Origin of the sequence: Ruegeria sp. THAF33, from assembly GCF_009363615.1 — a bacterium.
Taxonomy (GTDB): Bacteria; Pseudomonadota; Alphaproteobacteria; order Rhodobacterales; family Rhodobacteraceae; genus Ruegeria.
Map to the genome: position 1 here is coordinate 1,545,782 of NZ_CP045384.1, position 16,459 is coordinate 1,562,240.

General features: G+C 59.3%; 16 protein-coding genes and 1 tRNA gene. 2 read left to right on the top strand and 15 right to left on the bottom strand.

The window, feature by feature from the left end; all coding sequences use genetic code 11:
• Positions 1 to 68: 68 nt before the first annotated feature.
• Entirely contained in the window at positions 69 to 1,226 is a 1,158-nt protein-coding gene (locus FIU92_RS07770; RefSeq protein ID WP_152458028.1) for an RsmB/NOP family class I SAM-dependent RNA methyltransferase, read from the bottom strand.
• A 92-nt stretch (positions 1,227 to 1,318) separates the two neighbouring features.
• Positions 1,319 to 2,767 (bottom strand): IMP dehydrogenase, encoded by a 1,449-nt coding sequence (guaB, locus tag FIU92_RS07775; RefSeq protein WP_152458029.1) that lies wholly within the window; start codon positions 2,765 to 2,767, stop codon positions 1,319 to 1,321.
• 216 nt (positions 2,768 to 2,983) lie between these two features.
• Here guaB and FIU92_RS07780 point away from each other — a divergent pair, with 216 nt between their 5' ends.
• Positions 2,984 to 5,029 (top strand): ASKHA domain-containing protein, encoded by a 2,046-nt coding sequence (locus FIU92_RS07780; RefSeq protein ID WP_152459857.1) that lies wholly within the window; start codon positions 2,984 to 2,986, stop codon positions 5,027 to 5,029.
• Positions 5,030 to 5,081: 52 nt separating this feature from the next.
• On the opposite strand, the gene FIU92_RS07785 is transcribed toward FIU92_RS07780, so the two are convergent.
• The 11 genes from FIU92_RS07785 to FIU92_RS07835 all read right to left on the bottom strand — a co-directional run bounded on the left by FIU92_RS07785 (position 5,082) and on the right by FIU92_RS07835 (position 14,098).
• On the bottom strand, positions 5,082 to 6,188 hold the full coding sequence (locus FIU92_RS07785; protein ID WP_152458030.1) for an alpha-hydroxy acid oxidase: 1,107 nt from the start codon (positions 6,186 to 6,188) through the stop codon (positions 5,082 to 5,084).
• Complete coding sequence (gene comE / locus FIU92_RS07790; RefSeq protein WP_152458031.1) at positions 6,188 to 6,742, bottom strand: sulfopyruvate decarboxylase subunit beta; 555 nt, start codon at positions 6,740 to 6,742, stop codon at positions 6,188 to 6,190. Before comE ends, FIU92_RS07785 begins: the two co-directional genes overlap by 1 nt.
• Entirely contained in the window at positions 6,739 to 7,245 is a 507-nt protein-coding gene (gene comD, locus FIU92_RS07795; RefSeq protein WP_152458032.1) for a sulfopyruvate decarboxylase subunit alpha, read from the bottom strand. The genes comE and comD overlap by 4 nt, the downstream gene beginning before the upstream one ends.
• Positions 7,246 to 7,294: 49 nt before the next feature.
• Positions 7,295 to 7,705: a universal stress protein gene (locus FIU92_RS07800; protein WP_152458033.1), complete on the bottom strand. Its 411-nt coding sequence runs from the start codon at positions 7,703 to 7,705 to the stop codon at positions 7,295 to 7,297.
• Positions 7,706 to 7,728: 23 nt separating this feature from the next.
• The gene (locus tag FIU92_RS07805; RefSeq protein ID WP_152458034.1) at positions 7,729 to 8,709 is read right to left on the bottom strand and encodes a zinc-binding dehydrogenase; all 981 of its coding nucleotides are present in this window, start codon (positions 8,707 to 8,709) and stop codon (positions 7,729 to 7,731) included.
• A complete protein-coding gene (locus tag FIU92_RS07810; RefSeq protein WP_152458035.1) occupies positions 8,706 to 9,467 on the bottom strand; it encodes an SDR family NAD(P)-dependent oxidoreductase in 762 nt (253 codons plus the stop codon). Before FIU92_RS07810 ends, FIU92_RS07805 begins: the two co-directional genes overlap by 4 nt.
• The gene (hisD, locus tag FIU92_RS07815; protein ID WP_152458036.1) at positions 9,460 to 10,767 is read right to left on the bottom strand and encodes a histidinol dehydrogenase; all 1,308 of its coding nucleotides are present in this window, start codon (positions 10,765 to 10,767) and stop codon (positions 9,460 to 9,462) included. The genes FIU92_RS07810 and hisD overlap by 8 nt, the downstream gene beginning before the upstream one ends.
• Positions 10,768 to 10,779: 12 nt before the next feature.
• The gene (locus FIU92_RS07820) at positions 10,780 to 12,108 is read right to left on the bottom strand and encodes a TRAP transporter large permease (RefSeq protein WP_152458037.1); all 1,329 of its coding nucleotides are present in this window, start codon (positions 12,106 to 12,108) and stop codon (positions 10,780 to 10,782) included.
• Positions 12,109 to 12,119: 11 nt separating this feature from the next.
• A complete protein-coding gene (locus FIU92_RS07825) occupies positions 12,120 to 12,632 on the bottom strand; it encodes a TRAP transporter small permease (protein ID WP_152458038.1) in 513 nt (170 codons plus the stop codon).
• 111 nt (positions 12,633 to 12,743) lie between these two features.
• Entirely contained in the window at positions 12,744 to 13,889 is a 1,146-nt protein-coding gene (locus FIU92_RS07830; RefSeq protein WP_152458039.1) for a TRAP transporter substrate-binding protein, read from the bottom strand.
• A gap of 23 nt (positions 13,890 to 13,912) precedes the next feature.
• The gene (locus FIU92_RS07835) at positions 13,913 to 14,098 is read right to left on the bottom strand and encodes a hypothetical protein (RefSeq protein ID WP_152458040.1); all 186 of its coding nucleotides are present in this window, start codon (positions 14,096 to 14,098) and stop codon (positions 13,913 to 13,915) included.
• Positions 14,099 to 14,232: 134 nt separating this feature from the next.
• Here FIU92_RS07835 and FIU92_RS07840 point away from each other — a divergent pair, with 134 nt between their 5' ends.
• Positions 14,233 to 15,255, top strand: coding sequence for a LacI family DNA-binding transcriptional regulator (locus FIU92_RS07840; RefSeq protein WP_152458041.1), 1,023 nt, complete (start codon positions 14,233 to 14,235; stop codon positions 15,253 to 15,255).
• 126 nt (positions 15,256 to 15,381) lie between these two features.
• Here FIU92_RS07840 and FIU92_RS07845 read toward each other — a convergent pair.
• A tRNA-Gly gene (locus tag FIU92_RS07845) sits at positions 15,382 to 15,455 on the bottom strand.
• A gap of 70 nt (positions 15,456 to 15,525) precedes the next feature.
• The gene (locus FIU92_RS07850; RefSeq protein WP_152458042.1) at positions 15,526 to 16,353 is read right to left on the bottom strand and encodes a polyphosphate kinase 2 family protein; all 828 of its coding nucleotides are present in this window, start codon (positions 16,351 to 16,353) and stop codon (positions 15,526 to 15,528) included.
• Positions 16,354 to 16,459: the final 106 nt, after the last annotated feature.

The following is a 16,459-nucleotide window of genomic DNA, read 5'->3' on the forward strand; positions in this document are numbered from 1 at the left end:
TTGGTTAATTCCCGCTTAACGGCGTTCGGAAAGCAGCGATCTACCCAAGGTTGTTATTTGCCAAAAGCTCAGCGCGTCAAGTGCGACGTAAAGAACCCGTCAGATTCGTGTGTAACGTGCCACGTTTTCCGGAAGGTTTCCCGCCACTGGGAAAAATGATCCAGAAAATCGTCTATGATCGCGCCGTTTTCATCGTTCAGAACCGAACAGGTTGCGTAAGCCAGCAGGCCGCCCGGATGCACCAAAGGCACAATGTCAGATAGAATACGGGCCTGAATGGTGGTGAGGTCCCGCAAGCGATCCTCGGACAAGGCCCATTTCCCGGCCGGCGCCCTTCGCCACGATCCGCTGCCAGAGCACGGCGCATCAACCAAAACCACATCAAACGGATCAACACCTGTAAGGTCATCGGAGTTGAGGATGGTTATCTTTGCACCTGCTCGTTCCGCCCGGGTCGGAATATCCTTCATGCGACCGGCATTCACATCATGTGCAAACACTTCGACGCCCTCGTGCGCTGCAAGCGCCAGCGCCTTGCCGCCACCACCCGCGCAATAATCCAGAACGCGCATCCCCGGCCGCAGATCCAGCGCGGCCACGACCGCCTGGCTTGCAGCGTCCTGAAGCTCGACCAGACCCTGGGCATAGGCCCGGCTCTGGGCAATGCGCCGGGCCCCCTCTGTCACCTCGAGCGCGGTTTGGCATACCTGAACCGGATGGGCGATCACGCCCTCGGACTTCAAGGCGTCGATGGCCCCGCCCAGATCGGTTTTTCGCAAGTTGACCCGCAGGTGAACGGGCGCCCGGTTCTGCAATGACATCGCGCAAGGAACCAAGGCATCCTTCAGAGAGTCAACGAACCGAGGCCACAGCCACTCCGGAATGTCATATCTTTCGGCCTCGGACGCGAATTCCCGCGCCGTTTCCGTTTCCTCAACCGGCGGCGGAGCGTGACGGTCGCCGGTGAACAGGTCGGCCAGATCCCAGCCTGACGCACGGGTCGCACCGATCATCAAACCGCGCCCGGTGTCGGACCCTCCCAACACCGCATACGAGCGCTTGCGTCGCAGCGCGTCGAATACGTGATCGCGAATGGCTGCCCGATCCTTGGATCCGGCGAAGCGACTGCGCCGCGCCCAGCCGGTGAGGGCTTTTTCGACCGGCGCGCCAGCCAGAATATCATCCAGAATTTCGATCGAGGCCTGAACACGGGCGGCGGGTGTCATTGTGGAATACCTCGGCGGAAATGGGCCCGGCTGGCCGATCCAAGTGGCAAATAGGCACCCGTTCCCGGGTGCCTTGTGTCTTGCTGGATGGCTTACATGACCCGGTAGTTCGGGCTTTCGCGAGTGATTTGAACATCGTGGACGTGGCTTTCCTTCAAACCGGCGCCCGTAATTTTCACGAAATTGCAGTTCTTGCGCATCTCTTCGATGGTGGCGCAGCCGGTATACCCCATCGCCGCACGCAAGCCGCCAACCAACTGGTGGATCACGGCACTGGCCGAGCCTTTGTAGGGTACCTGCCCTTCGATGCCTTCGGGCACCAGTTTGTCATTGGCTGCGTCTTTCTGGAAATAGCGGTCGGCTGATCCGCGCGCCATTGCACCCAAGCTGCCCATACCGCGATAGGATTTGAACGAACGGCCCTGATACAGGATCACCTCGCCCGGGCTTTCGTCGGTGCCCGCAATCATCGACCCGACCATGGCACAGGATGCCCCGGCCGCGATCGCCTTTGCAAAGTCACCCGAGAACTTGATGCCCCCATCCGCGATGACCGGAACGTCGCCCGCTGCCGCCGCACAATCGCTGATCGCGGTCAACTGAGGCACACCAACCCCCGCTACCATCCGTGTGGTACAGATCGATCCCGGGCCGATGCCCACCTTGATCGCGTCGGCACCAGCATCGATCAGGGCTTTGGTCGCTTCTCCTGTTGCAACATTTCCGGCAATGATCTGAACCTCGTTCGACAGGGTCTTGACCCGCTTTACAGCGTCCAGCACGCCCTGCGAATGACCATGCGCCGTATCGACGACGATGATGTCGACACCCGAATCCACCAATTGCTCGGACCGTTCGAACCCGGCATCCCCGACCGACGTCGCCGCAGCGACCCGCAGGCGACCCAGGCGGTCCTTGCAAGCGGTTGGGTTCAAAACGGCCTGCTCTGTATCCTTCAGCGTCAGAAGACCGGTCAGCTTGCCTTCACCATCCACGACCAGCAGCTTTTCGATACGGCGCGCCCGCATCAGGCTTTTGGCTTCTTCCAGATCGGCCGGTTCCTTAAGCATCGCCAGGTTGTCCGAAGTCATCATCGCGTGTACCGGCGTATCGTCCGAGTTCGCAAAGCGCATGTCGCGGTTGGTCAGGATACCCACCACGCGGCCCTGCTCGTCGACGACCGGAAAACCGGTGAAGTTGTAGCGCTGTACCAGCGCATTGGCGTCGGCCAATGTCTGATCCACCCGCAATGTCACCGGGTTATAGACAATACCGGATTCAAACCGCTTGACCCGGCGGACTTCGCGGGCCTGTTCTTCCACCGAAAGGTTCTTGTGAACCACACCGATGCCGCCCGCCTGAGCCATGGCAATGGCCATGCGCGCCTCGGTCACGGTGTCCATGGCCGAACTCAACAATGGGATGTTCATGGTGATTTCGCGCGTCACACGCGTGGTCGTATCCGCCGTTGCCGGCAGCACGGAAGATGCGCCCGGAACCAGGAGAACGTCGTCAAAGGTAAGTGCCTCACGAATCTGCATCTGAATACCCCATGCAAAAGCCCGTTTGGCGGTGACCCTATTACATGGATTGAACCAAAGGAAAAGCCCTTGGGGGCAACTCTTTGGCTCTGGTTGTCGATGCAGTGGAAGAAAACGACGCTCGTTGTGCAGATCGTGCCGCTGATGGCCTTTCCCTTTTCGCGCAAACCCATATCTTGCCCGGCATACGCGCGAATATGAAAAGGTATGTCACTGATGACCACCGACCCTCTTGTCGTCTTTACCCCGTCCGGCAAACGCGGGCACTTCCCCGTCGGCACCCCAATTCTGACGGCGGCCCGTCAATTGGGAGTGGATCTGGATTCTGTCTGCGGGGGCCGCGGCATCTGTTCAAAGTGCCAGATCACACCCAGCTATGGCGAATTTCCCAAGCACGGCGTCACGGTGTCAGAGGACGCGTTGAGCGAATGGAACGCCGTCGAACAGCGTTATCACGACAAGCGCGGTCTGAAACCGGGCCGCCGTCTGGGCTGTCAGGCCTCGGTTCAGGGCGATGTCGTGATCGACGTACCGCCCGAAAGCCAGGTGCACCGGCAGGTCGTGCGCAAGGCGGCAGCCGCGCGTGCCATCACGATGGACCCGGCCACGCGCCTTTATTTCGTTGTGGTGGAAGAACCCGACATGCATTCGCCCACCGGTGATCTGGAACGGCTCGAGCGCGCGTTGCGCGAACAGTGGGACATCGAAGCCGTCACGGCGGACCTGACGCTGATGTCCAAACTTCAACCGGTTCTGCGCAAGGGTAAATGGGAAGTCACCGTGGCGGTCCACAAAGGTCACAAGGACAGCGTGGCGCGTATCGTCGAAATCTGGCCCGGCCTGCATGAAGGCGGGCTGTATGGTCTGGCCATCGACCTCGGCTCGACCACCATCGCCGCGCATCTGACCGATCTGGAAACCGGCGAGGTCAAGGCATCCTCTGGCCTCATGAATCCCCAGATCCGGTTCGGCGAAGACCTTATGAGCCGTGTTTCGTATTCCATGATGAACCCCGGCGGCGATCAGGAGATGACCAAGGCAGTGCGCGAGGCAATCAATGACCTGGCCACGTCGATTGCCGAAGAGGCAGGCATCGATGTCTCTCTGATCGTGGAAACTGTGTTCGTCTGCAACCCGGTCATGCATCACTTGCTGCTGGGGCTGGACCCGGTGGAACTGGGTCAGGCCCCGTTTGCGCTGGCAACGTCGGAAAGCATGTCCCTGCCCGCCCGCGACATGGATCTGACAACCATGAACCCACGCGCGCAGGTCTATATCCTGCCCTGTATCGCAGGCCATGTGGGCGCGGACTGCGCGGCGGTGGCCCTGTCCGAAGAACCCGGAAAGTCGCAGGATCTGGTTCTGATCGTCGACGTGGGCACCAACGCTGAAATCCTGCTTGGCAATACCAGCCGCGTGCTCGCCTGCTCCTCGCCCACCGGGCCTGCCTTTGAAGGCGCTCAAATCAGTTCCGGCCAGCGCGCCGCACCCGGGGCGATCGAGAGAATCGAGATTGACCCTGTTACCAAGGAACCCCGGTTCCGCGTCATCGGGTCCGATAAATGGTCCGACGAAGACGGCTTTGATCAGGAGATTGCTACGACTGGGATCACAGGCATCTGCGGATCCGGTATCATCGAGGCAGTGGCCGAGATGCGTATCGCAGGCCTGCTGGACGAAGGCGGCCTGATCGGATCGGCGGAACAGACCGGCACTGCCCGCTGCGTGCCCGAAGGTCGCACACATGCCTATCTGATCCACGATGCCAGCGCCGAGGGTGGCCCCCGCATCACGGTCACGCAGGGTGACATCCGTGCCATCCAGCTTGCGAAATCAGCATTGTACGCAGGTGCACGCCTGCTGATGGACGAAATGAATGTCGAAAAGGTGGATCGCGTGGTTCTGGCCGGTGCGTTCGGCGCGCATATCTCGACCAAACACGCCATGGTGCTGGGAATGATACCCGACGCGCCACTGGAGAAAGTCTCCAGCGCGGGCAACGCCGCAGGCACCGGCGCACGTATCGCGCTGTGCAATATCGGATCGCGCGCCGAGATCGAGCGCGTCGTGCGCGAGATCACCAAGATCGAAACCGCCATTGAGCCGAAGTTTCAGGATCACTTCGTGGCCGCCAATGCGATCCCGCACAAGACGGATCCGTTCCCGGAACTGGCCCAGGTTGTCACTTTGCCCAACCCAAGCTTCAACACCGGCGGCGAAACCGAAGCAGGTGGCGGACGTCGTCGCAGGCGCCGCGGTTAAACCGACAGTTCAGTGACCCGTGGGAAACCCCGGGTCATTGTCCTCACCCATATCAGGCGTTGCGTCGGACCTCGTCCAGCGACGTGACGCCTAGTTGGGCCATGGCGATGCTGATTTCTTCGCTGAGTACCGACCATAGCTGCGCCAGACCCTTTTCGCCTTCGGCCGCTATTGCAAATTGAAGGATGCGACCGAAAAAGGCAAAGTCCGCCCCGTTCGCAAGTGCCTTGAGGACGTCTTCACCAGAACGCAGCCCGCTGTCGTAGAAAAGCGGAAAATCCGGACCGACGGCCTTGCGTATCTCGGGCAGCACCGTGATTGGCGCGGGCGCACTTTCCAACTGGCGTGCACCATGGCTTGAGACCTGAATTGCGTCCACGCCCGCTGACTTGAGCCTTTGCGCGTCGTCTGCGTCCAATACGCCTTTGACCACCAGATTTCCGGCCCACTGGTCGCGCAGACGGGCCAATGTCTCCCACGTGGCCTTGGCGCGGCTTTCGGTGCGGTCGAAATCGTAGCCATCCATCCGGAAATTCGCCATTTCCGGCTTGCCTTTCAGCAGGACCGGCAAGGACCACCGGGGGTGCAGGGCAAAATCCATCACCTGCTTTGGCCCCATTTTGAAGGGCATTTTGAACCCATGACGCAACTCGCGCGGGCGTCGGCCAACCTCGGGCACATCCACGGTCAGCACCAGTGTCTCGTACCCCGCTGCCTTGGCGCGATCGACCAGCTTGAATGTGCCGCTGCCGTCGCCGCTGAAATACAGCTGGAACCAGGCATAGCCTTCCGCTTCGACGATCAGATCCTCCATCGCGGTCGAGGCCACAGTCGAAACCCCAAGCGGCACCTCGTGGCGTGCCGCGATGCGGGCCAGCATCAAGTCGGCCCCCGGCGCGGACAAATTGCACATGCCCATCGGCGCGATACCAAACGGGCGTTTCGCGGGCCGGTCGAACAGCGAACTTGCCAGAGACCTTTCACTGACGTCGCGCAGGATACGCGGGCGCAAGGTCATTGCATCCAAAGCGGACCGATTGCGACCGGCACCCCTCTCGGCCCCGGCTGCACCATCAATATAGTCGAACACCATCCACGGAAGACGCCGCCGCGCCAGGCGGCGGGCGTCCTCGGCGCTGTGGATGGCGCTTGCGCCCATCAGGCCTGAACGGCCTTCATGAAGCGGTCGCGAATGACGACCGGATCCATCGTGATCGGCGGCATCTTGGCATTGCCGCTTTCGCATTTGCTGACGATGATGGTCATCTGTTTGGCATCCAGTGCCTCTTGCAGTACGCGCCCGGTGTCTTCGGCGGCACATTCGATCACGCGCTCACACCCGGCGGCCTCGGCCATTTTGGCCAGCGAGGTCTTTTGCCCCGCATAGGTCGGCTGATCGCCGGTCGAGCCGTACGAGCCATTGTCCACGATCAGCAGGATGTAATTGTCCGCCACATTGTTGGCGATCGTTGGCAGGGTGCCCAGATTGGTAAGGATCGAGCCGTCGCCGTCGATGACGATCACCGGCTTCGGCTGTGACAGCGCCAGCCCCAGACCGATCGAGGACGCAAGCCCCATGGTGCCAAGCATGTAGAAGTTGGTGGGCTGGTCGTCGATGGCATGCAGCTCCTGGCTAGGAATGCCGATGTTGCAGACAACCAGTTGATTACGCAGGATCGGGGCGATTTCCTTCAGAATTTCAGAACGGATCATTGGTCGCCATAGCCTCCCCAGAAATTGGCGTCGGTCAGGATGGCGACCGGCTTGTTGCACATGAATGTGTATTTCAGGATCGCGTCGAGCTCTTCGACGTCGGCCTGATGGTGGAAGTGGTAGGTGGGGATGTTCAGCTGAGCCAGCAGCGCCTTGGTGTGAACCGCCATTTCAACCTGGCAGGCAATGGGTTCGCGCAATTCCCCCCGGTACGATATCAGCATCGGCAGCGGCATCCGGTAATACTGGATCAGCGTCGCCAGCGTATTGATCGTCACGCCAATGGCCGTGTTCTGCATGATGATCGCGGGTCGCTTGCCGCCCATCCACGCCCCTGCACACAGGCCCATTCCTTCGTCTTCCTTGTTGGACGGGATGTGATAGATGCCTTCGCGCTCGTCGATTTCCGCGATGACACCTGCCAATTGCTTGCACGGGACAGTGGTGACAAACGAGATATCGTTGGCCACCAGATCGTCGGTGATCTTTTTGTCTATGTTCATGATCCAGCTTTTGGTCCTGTTTGGGGCGCTAGATGCGCGATTGAGGAATTCAGGCCCTTCGGTGCACGTGCACGGCACAGGGGGCATGGCGGACGACGCGCGAAGCGGTCGATCCAAGGAAGTAGTCGCTCAGGTCCGGCTTGTGCGAGCCGATAACGATACAGTCGACATTCTTGCTGCTGGCATAGTCGATGATGGACCGCGCGGTATGGCCTTTGACGATTTCGGCCGTCACCCCTTCAAGCCCTTCGACTTTTTGCAACAGTTGCAAACGGGCCCGTTCAAACCCTTCGGCGACAACCGATTTGTCCAGATAGGCGCTGACCGATCCCTGAGGCATCTCGTAAACATGCAGCGCAATTATTTCTGCGCCCTCTCCTGACAAGGCCCGTGCGATTTCCAGCGTGTGTTGCGATATGCCGTGATCCAAAGCTAACGGGACCAGTATTTTTGTGTACATGAAGGTCTCCAGTTCTGTCAGTTCTATCCCCAGGGTCTCAGGATAATCTTCGGTGCGGCCACGGCGCCAGACCGGATATCGCAAAACGCTTGCGCGCCGTCGGCCAGAGTGCGTTCTTCTATCCAGTCCAGAGCCCCCAGCCGCCCGTCAAAGATCGCCTGAGCCGTCTGGCGAAAGTCTTTGGCGGTGTATGTGTAAGTCCCTATGAATGTGATTTCCTGCAAGGTCATCCGGCGAACATCCAGACCACCGGTATCCTCACCCAAACCCACATGCGCGATCACGCCGCCCGGTTCGGCCATGGCCGAGGCAACCGACCGCGTCGCAGCGTACCCCACGGCATCTATGACCAACGGGTAAGCCCCTTTGGCTGACTCCACCAGCGCAAAGCTTTCGATTTTCGCCAGGTAGTTCCGACGCAGCTCATTTGGTTCCGCGATGGTCACATCGTCGACGCCCATTGCCCGCAAAGCCAATGCCGCTGCAAGGCCGATGGCCCCGCCGCCGATCACCAATGCGCGACGGTCCATCGCAGGATGCAGAGCCTCGATCCCCAACCGGACCGTATGCCAGCTGACGGCCAGCGGTTCCGCCAGCGCGGCTTTGGCAAACGAAACATCCTCAGGTACTTCAACAAGATTGCTGGCAGGCATGGTGACGTATTGAGCAAACGCCCCTTCGCGCGGAGGCATCGAGATGATCTGGCGATCCGGGCACAGGTTTTCCCGGCCGGCAAGGCAGGCCGCGCATTGACCGCAGCTTACCAGCGGATTGATCGTGACACGATCACCGGCTCGTATCCCGTCAACAATCACACCGGCCGCTTCGTGCCCCAGGATCAGCGGAGCCGGACGGCGGGCATCATGGCCCAGATAGGCGTGCATGTCCGACCCGCAGATGCCAACCGCCTCGATCCGGATCAAATGCTCGTACGGACCGGCCTCGGCATCCGGCACATCACCGAACACCATCTGTTCCACACCTTGGTAAACCAGTGCCTTCATTTGGCTGTGAACCCTCCATCAACCATAAGAACCTGCCCCGTGACATAGCCGGACGCGTTCGAGCACAAAAACAGGATCGGCCCGTCGATATCCTGCATCCGCCCATTGCGCCCTATGCAGGTTTGAGCGGCGTTGCGTTCCGCGCGCTGGGGGTCGTCAAACACGGCCTGAGTCAGCTCGGTGGGAAAGAACCCCGGACCGATTGCGTTGGCGGTAATGCCAAAGGGCGACCAGGCTTCGGCCATGGCACGGGTCAATTGCGCGATCCCGGCCTTGGTGGCCCCATAGGCAATTCCGCCCGGAAAGGCCCGCGTCGTTTGCAGAGAGGCGAAATTGACGATGCGCCCCCACCCCTTTTTTTTCATTTCGGGCACCATCGCCTGACTCAGGAAAAACGGCGCGCTGAGGTTCAGGGCAAGCGTGGCATCCCAGCCATCAGGTGTCACCTCGTCGGCGGCCTCACGCGTGTTGACCCCGGCCGCGTGCACCAGAATATCCGGTGCGCCGAACTTGGAATTGATCACCTGCACCAGCCCGCCGATTCCGGCACGATCCGCAACATCCGCAACGACGGCTTCTGCGCGTTCGCCGATTTCGGCCTGCATCTGCGCCAACGCGTCGCCGCGCCGTGCCACGCCGACAACGCGCGCGCCGGCTGCGGCAAGCGTTCGCGCCACCTGCCGCCCCAGCCCCGAACTGGCGCCGGTGATACAGGCCACCCGGCCCGTCAGGTCAAACAATGTGCGCGGGTCATCCATCAGCGGTCAGATCGAATTGCTCATCCGGGAAATACTTGGCCAGACGCACATCGGCTGCACGGGCGTGACCTTCCATACCTTCCAGTCGGGAAATCCGCGCGGTGGCTTCGGCGATCGATTTCGATCCTTCACGTGTCGCACGCTGCCAGGTGACGATCTTCATGTATTTGTGAACACTCAAACCACCAGTGTAACTGGCCGCACCTGACGTCGGCAGAACATGGTTCGTTCCGGTTGCCTTGTCCCCGTAGGACACGGTGGTTTCCTCACCCAGGAACAGCGAACCATAGCAGGTCAAGCGATCCAGCCACCAATCCAGATCCTCGGCCTGAACCGTCAGGTGCTCGGGCGCATATTCATCGGAACAGGCGGCCATCTCTTCGCGGTCGGAACAGACAATGACTTCGGCATAGTCGCGCCACGCGGCCGAGGCGTTTTCCCGGTTCAGCTCTGGCAGATCGTCGATCAAAACCGGAACCAGCTCCATGACTTTCTGCGCAAGGTCGCGATCATCCGTAACCAGCCAGACGGGCGAATTGTACCCGTGCTCGGCCTGACTGACCAGATCGGTTGCCACCACGTGGGCGTCCGCGGAACTGTCGGCAAGGATCAGGCTGTCGGTCGGGCCCGCGATCATGTCGATACCAACCTTGCCGTACAGGATGCGTTTGGCCTCGGCCACGAACTGGTTGCCCGGCCCCACAAGGATATTGGCGCGCGGCAAACCGAACAAACCATAGGTCATGGCGGCCACGCCTTGCACACCGCCCATGGCCAGAATGCTGTCGGCTCCGCAGATATGCGCGGCATAGACAATCGCTGGCGCCACGCCCTCGCCCGGACGGGGCGGAGAACAGGCCGTGATATGACGGCACCCGGCGACCTTGGCCGTTGTCACCGTCATGATCGCGCTGGCGATATGGCTGTAGCGCCCACCGGGAACATAGCATCCTGCCGCATCCACCGGGATCGCCTTTTGCCCCGCAACAAAACCGGGAACGATCTCCATCTGTACGTCCGACACGGTGGCCTTCTGCGTCTCGGCAAAGCGACGGACGTTGTCATGGGCAAAGCGGATATCGGCCTTCAGTTTTTCCGGCACCCGTGCGATGGCCGCATCAATCTCGTCCTGCGTCATCAGGACATTTCCTTCGAACTTGTCGAACTTGAGGGCATATTCCAGCGCCTTGTCGTCGCCACCTGCCTCGATGTCGGCAAGGATTGTCTTGACCGTATCATGCACCTCAGAGGCATGCGATTGAGCGGTGAGAGTCGCCTTTTTCAAATATTCACGAGGCATGTTCAGCAGGTCCTATTGGTAGATTTCAGGAAGCAGGGTGGTCGATACAGCAGGCACGTAGGCGATCAGGATCACCACGATAAGCATGGTCAGTACGAAAGGAACGGCCCGGGCGGCAATCTTCAGAATGGACTCACCGGTAATGCCAGATACGACGAACAGGTTCAGTCCCAGCGGCGGCGTGATAAAGCCCACACCCAACGCTGTGATCATCATGATGCAGAATTGAATCTCGTTCATGCCGATATTGTCGGCCAGCGGTTTCAGGATTGGTGCCAGGATTACGATGTTCGGCGTTGTCTCCATCACGCAGCCCGCTGCGATCAGGATGCCGATCATCAGCAAGATCAACAGATAGGGATCATCGGTCAGCGACGTGACCGAGGCCACGAACCCCTGCGGGACCCCCATGATCGCCAGTGCTTCGGCCAAGGGTGCCGAGAATGCGATGATCGGCAGGATAACTCCGTTCACCTTGGCCGAGCTGACCAACATCGATGGAAAGTCTGCCAGCGTCAGTGTGCGCAGGATGAAACCCATGATTATGGTGACGACAACGGCCGTTGCGCCGGCTTCGGTCGGGGTCAGGCGACCTGAGAAGATGCCGTAGAAGATGATCCCCGGCACAATGAACGCGTACCAGCCCGATTTCAGCGCCTTGCCCAGATTGGCCAGCCATTCCCCCATGGTCATCATGCCGCCACCCTCATAGGCATAAAGGCGGTTCATGATGATGTTTGTGATCAGGATCGACACCAGGATGGCCAGACCCGGGATCAAGGCTGCAAGAAACAGGGTCGAGGCGGAAATACCCAGCACGAGGCCGATGATGATATAGGCGATCGAGGGCGGGATCAGGATGCCGGTACAGGCACCAGCCGCAACCAGAGCACAGGCATAGGGGCGCGGATAGCCGCTTTCCACCAGGCGGTTGATAGTCATGCGACCCACCGCAGCCGCCCCGGCGGCATCCGAACCTGAAATCGCGGCAAACATGCCGCAGACCAGAACCGTGGCCGACCCGAACCCGCCCTTGGCAAAGCATGTCAGCGCCTCGGCTACGTCCAGGAATTTGCGCGACAGACCGGTCCGCACCAGAACGTCTCCGGTCAGAATGAACAACGGAACAGCGGTCAGGGCAAATGCGTCGATACCTGTGAACAGGCTTTCTCCGACCAGGCTGAGTGGCAGATCACCGGACATGATCAGCATCACGATCGCCGCTGTGCCAATGGCGGCCCAAACGGGCACGGCCAAGGCGATCAGGCCTACGAACAGGATCACCGGCAGGTAAAAATCCCAGCCCAGTTCAACGGTTTGATTGAGGGAATTCCAAAGCATCCGTGTTCTCCTCAGTCAAACAGCTTGTCGCCTTCGAAGACGGGGGTGCCGTCACGAAGTGATTTCACGTCACGCAGGAAGGATTGGATCAGCCGCCATATCATCAGGGCGAATCCTGCGGGCACCGCCATAAGAAACCAGACTTTCGAGACCCGAAGCCCATCCGTGACCGAGCCGAACTTGGCCGAGACATGAACCGCCTCATACGACCAGTAGAGCGCGATGATCGCCACGCCGAACATCACGAGATCGCCGAAAATATAAAGCACCGCCTTGGGGCGTGGTCCGATGTAATGCATGATCACATCGATCCGGATATGGGCCCGTTCTTTCACCGCAGCCGCGGCACCAATCCACGCGAGGTAGATGAAGGAATACCGAACGATTTCCTCGCCCCAGATCGACGAATAGGCAAAAATCTCGCGCCGCAGCACCTCGATGGCCATAGTGATAACCAGCATCACGTAGAACACCAGCAGCAACCAGCGCTCTGCGTTTCGGTTTATGTTTTGAAGAATGGTCATCTGATCCTCCGGCGCAGGGACAGCCTGACCCGCGCCTGATGTGGCGGGTTGTTGTCGGGCTGACTGAAAGTAAGGTTCGTGGACGCCCGTCAGGCGTCCACGGCTTGGGCCTTAGGCGTCGTGGACGTAATATTTGCCCTGAGTACCGGCGGCTTCGACCAGCTTTTCGAAGTTTTCCATCGATCCAGCCAGTTCCGTCTTGAACGGATCCCAATCGGCGTTCTGATACCCGCCGGCATCCTGCCACTCCGCCAGTTGGTCGTCACTGAGCGAGTGGAACTGCACCCCGGCCTTGTTCAGCTCGGCCATGGCATAGGCGCGGGCCGACGGAACCTTGGACAGGTTCTGATGGCTGGTCATTTCCGACCCCCACATGATGCCTTCCTGCACATCAGCCGGCATCGAGTTGAACCATTCCAGATTACAGGAATACACTTGGCTGTCCGGCACCGCCTGCGTGAAGGTCACATGGCTGAGGATGTCCTTGAAACCGAAGACATAGAGCGCGCCAACCGAAGGATCGAGCGCATCCGCAACGCCCTGCTTGATGGCCGAGGGGGTCTCGCCCCAGGCAACGGGCGTCGGGTTGGCGCCGACCATCCGGTAGTATTGTTGCAGCATCTTGGATCCCGGCACGCGGAACTTGATCCCGCTCATATCACCGGGTGTGAGCACGGCATTGCCGCCCTGACGAACTGCAACGACGCGCGGGTCGATGTTCACATAGAACAAAGCCTTGAACCCTGCCGCTTCGACCTTGGGGTGAACCTCACTTTTCCATGTGTCCGAATTGACGAGGTTGGTGAAACGCTGGTTCGAGCCGCACAGGTACGGCATGTTGATCAGGTCGACTGTCGACGCGAACGGCGCGAAATTCGACAGCGAATGCTGCGCGGCCTGAATGGTGCCGCCCTGCACTTTCTGCACCAGCGCGCCGCCTGCACCAAGCTGACCGCCAGGAGCCAGTTTGACATAGACCTTGCCGTTGGTGGCGTTCTGAATGTTTTCTTTCAGGTCCAGCTGCATGATCGGATAGCTGCGCGACGCGCCAAGCACATAGGCCGTGGCCACGGTCATCACGTGATCTGCGGCCTTTTCACGCTCGCTTTCTTCCTTCGCGGTCTGCGCAGCGGCCTCGGAAGACCACAAAACGCCCCCTGCCCCAGCGACCAATGCGGCCGTAAACGCGCCACTGGCGCTCAGTTTCAGAAAATTGCGGCGCTCGGCCGATGCCAGTTCGGTCTTGTCGGTTTTCATCAATTGCCCTCCCAAGCAAAAGTTCAGCTGCCGTCTTGTGCGTCCCGGTCAGCTTCCTTTTTCAGAATTGCGACCACGAACAGGATCGAAGCCGCGAACAGAACCAACATCTCTCCAACGTCACCAAGAAACGCGCTGCTCGCAAAAGCACCCAAAGCGACATTTGCGAAATAGATCACAAAAACGATGACTGATGCAGCGAGATACATTTCCGGGACTCCCTTCAGAATCGGCTCAAATACCTTTGTAAGCGCTTACATCATAAATGCAAGCGCTTACATAAACGCTTTCATCCTTGGAAAAATGCGACTAACTTAGGCGAACCGGAATTGAGAGTTCGAGAATGTCAAAACATCGGTCCGCACCGACGCTGGATGACGTTGCCAAGGCAGCAGGCGTTTCAACTGCCACCGTGTCACGGTGCCTGAACACCCCGCAACAGGTGGTCGAGTCAACGCGGAAACGTGTTCTGTCTGCCGTAGACACTCTTGGCTACACGCCGAACTTTGCAGCCCGAGTGATGGCTGCACGGCGTTCTTTCACGATAGGCGCGATAATTCCGACGATGGAAAATGCAATCTTTGCAAGGGGGTTGCAGGCGTTCCAAGAAGCGATCCACAAACAGGGCTACACCTTGCTGGTCTCCAGCTCGGCCTATCAACCGGCCGCAGAAGAAGAACAGATCCGAACGCTGGTTGCGCGGGGCGCCGACGGGCTGTTGCTGATCGGGCATGACCGTGACGCGCAAATCTACGACTATCTCGAAAGGCGTAAAGTGCCGGCCCTTGTCGCGTGGTCCTTCCTGCCAGACGAACCAATACCGTCCGTCGGGTTTGACAACAGACGGGCGATGGAGGCTTTGACAAGCAAGATCATCGAATTGGGCCACACGCGGTTGGCAACGATTTCAGGCATCAGCAAGGGCAACGACCGTGCGCGTCTGAGGATCCAGGGGATAAAAGACGCGATGTCCCGACATGGACTGTCGCAAGACGACCTTTCGGTGATCGAAACCTCGTACGAGATTGAAAACGGCGCCGATGCGTTCAAACATCTCATGTCGAGTGACAACCCGCCGACCGCGGTGTTGTGCGGCAACGACGTTCTGGCCGTCGGTGCGGTAAGGCAAGCTCAGCAGATGGGACTGCGGGTGCCCGAAGATGTATCGATCACCGGCTTTGATGATATCGAGCTTGCGCGCATAGTCGCCCCTGCGCTGACAACTGTCCATGTTCCTCATCGTGACATGGGACGCAAGGCTGCTCAGGCGTTGATTCAGATGATCGAATCCAACGCACCGGGCAAATCTGTTGAACTGCCGACGCACATCGTTGGCAGAGAGTCCTTGCTTGGCCTCAACAGCTAGAACCGGCTTTCCAAGCCCGTTGAGCAGATCCGTGGAAACACGTGCCAGTCAGGCCCGTGAAGGTGGTGGCAAAGCCACGCAGCGCCACCTTTTTTGATGAAATAACAGCGCCTTACAGTCCGTTTTTGGAGCGGGTAGCGGGAATCGAACCCGCGCGTTCAGCTTGGGAAGCTGACAGGCTACCATTACATCATACCCGCCTTGTCAGATGAAATAACACCAGAACATCCAGACGTTCAACCCGGATCGCAACCAACCTTTTTCGGGTTCTTACTCGGTTCGGGCTCGCAGGCTGTCGATCAGGGACTGGTCGACTGCCAAGGTCTTGCCTGCCGCTTCCAAAGTACGGCGATCCAGATGCTGGGGGTTCAGATCAACCCCTTCCGAAAACGCCTCGACAATGGCCTTCATGGCCGTGATCCTCGCATATTTCTTGTTGTTGGACGGGATCACGTGCCAAGGGGCAACTTCTGTAGACGTCCGTGCCAGCATTTCATCCACGGCCACCTCTGCGACATCCCATTTTTCGCGGTTTCTGAAATCTTCATAAGTCAGCTTCCAGCGTTTCATCGGGTTGGTCAGCCGCTCAGTAAATCGGCGCATCTGCTCTTCCTGTGAAATGTGGAAGAACAGTTTCACGATTCGAGTCCCGTCATCGACCAGCATTCGTTCGAAATCATTGATTTCCTGATACGCGGCCCGCCAGCGTGTTTCCGGGGTCAGCTTTTCGATCCGCTCAACCAAAACCCGGCCGTACCAGCTGCGGTCGAAGGCGGAGATCGCACCCGAAGGCGGCAGGCGTTCCCAGAAACGCAACAGATAATGCCGGTTGAGATAGTAGTTCCGGGGCGCACCGATCGGCCAGACCTTGAAGCTGCGCGGGTCCAGGGCCTGACTGATCCGGCGAATGGTCCCCCCTTTTCCGGCAGCGTCCCACCCTTCGAAAACCAACACGCCCTTGAGCCCGTGAAACAGATAAGCTTGCTGAATTCTGGCCAATCGTGTCTGCAATTCGATCAGCTGATCGAAGTAGACCTTTTTGTTCAGTTTCCTGGTCAGATCCGCATCCGAGAGTTTTGGGGGGTGATGTTTACTCATGCTGCCACCTGATCAATGCATCCTGGATCAGGGTATTCTGAAACCTTCTGCAAATTCGACATTGATCAGGGTCAAATGCAAAAGGCCGGGCGCTGAGCCCGGCCTT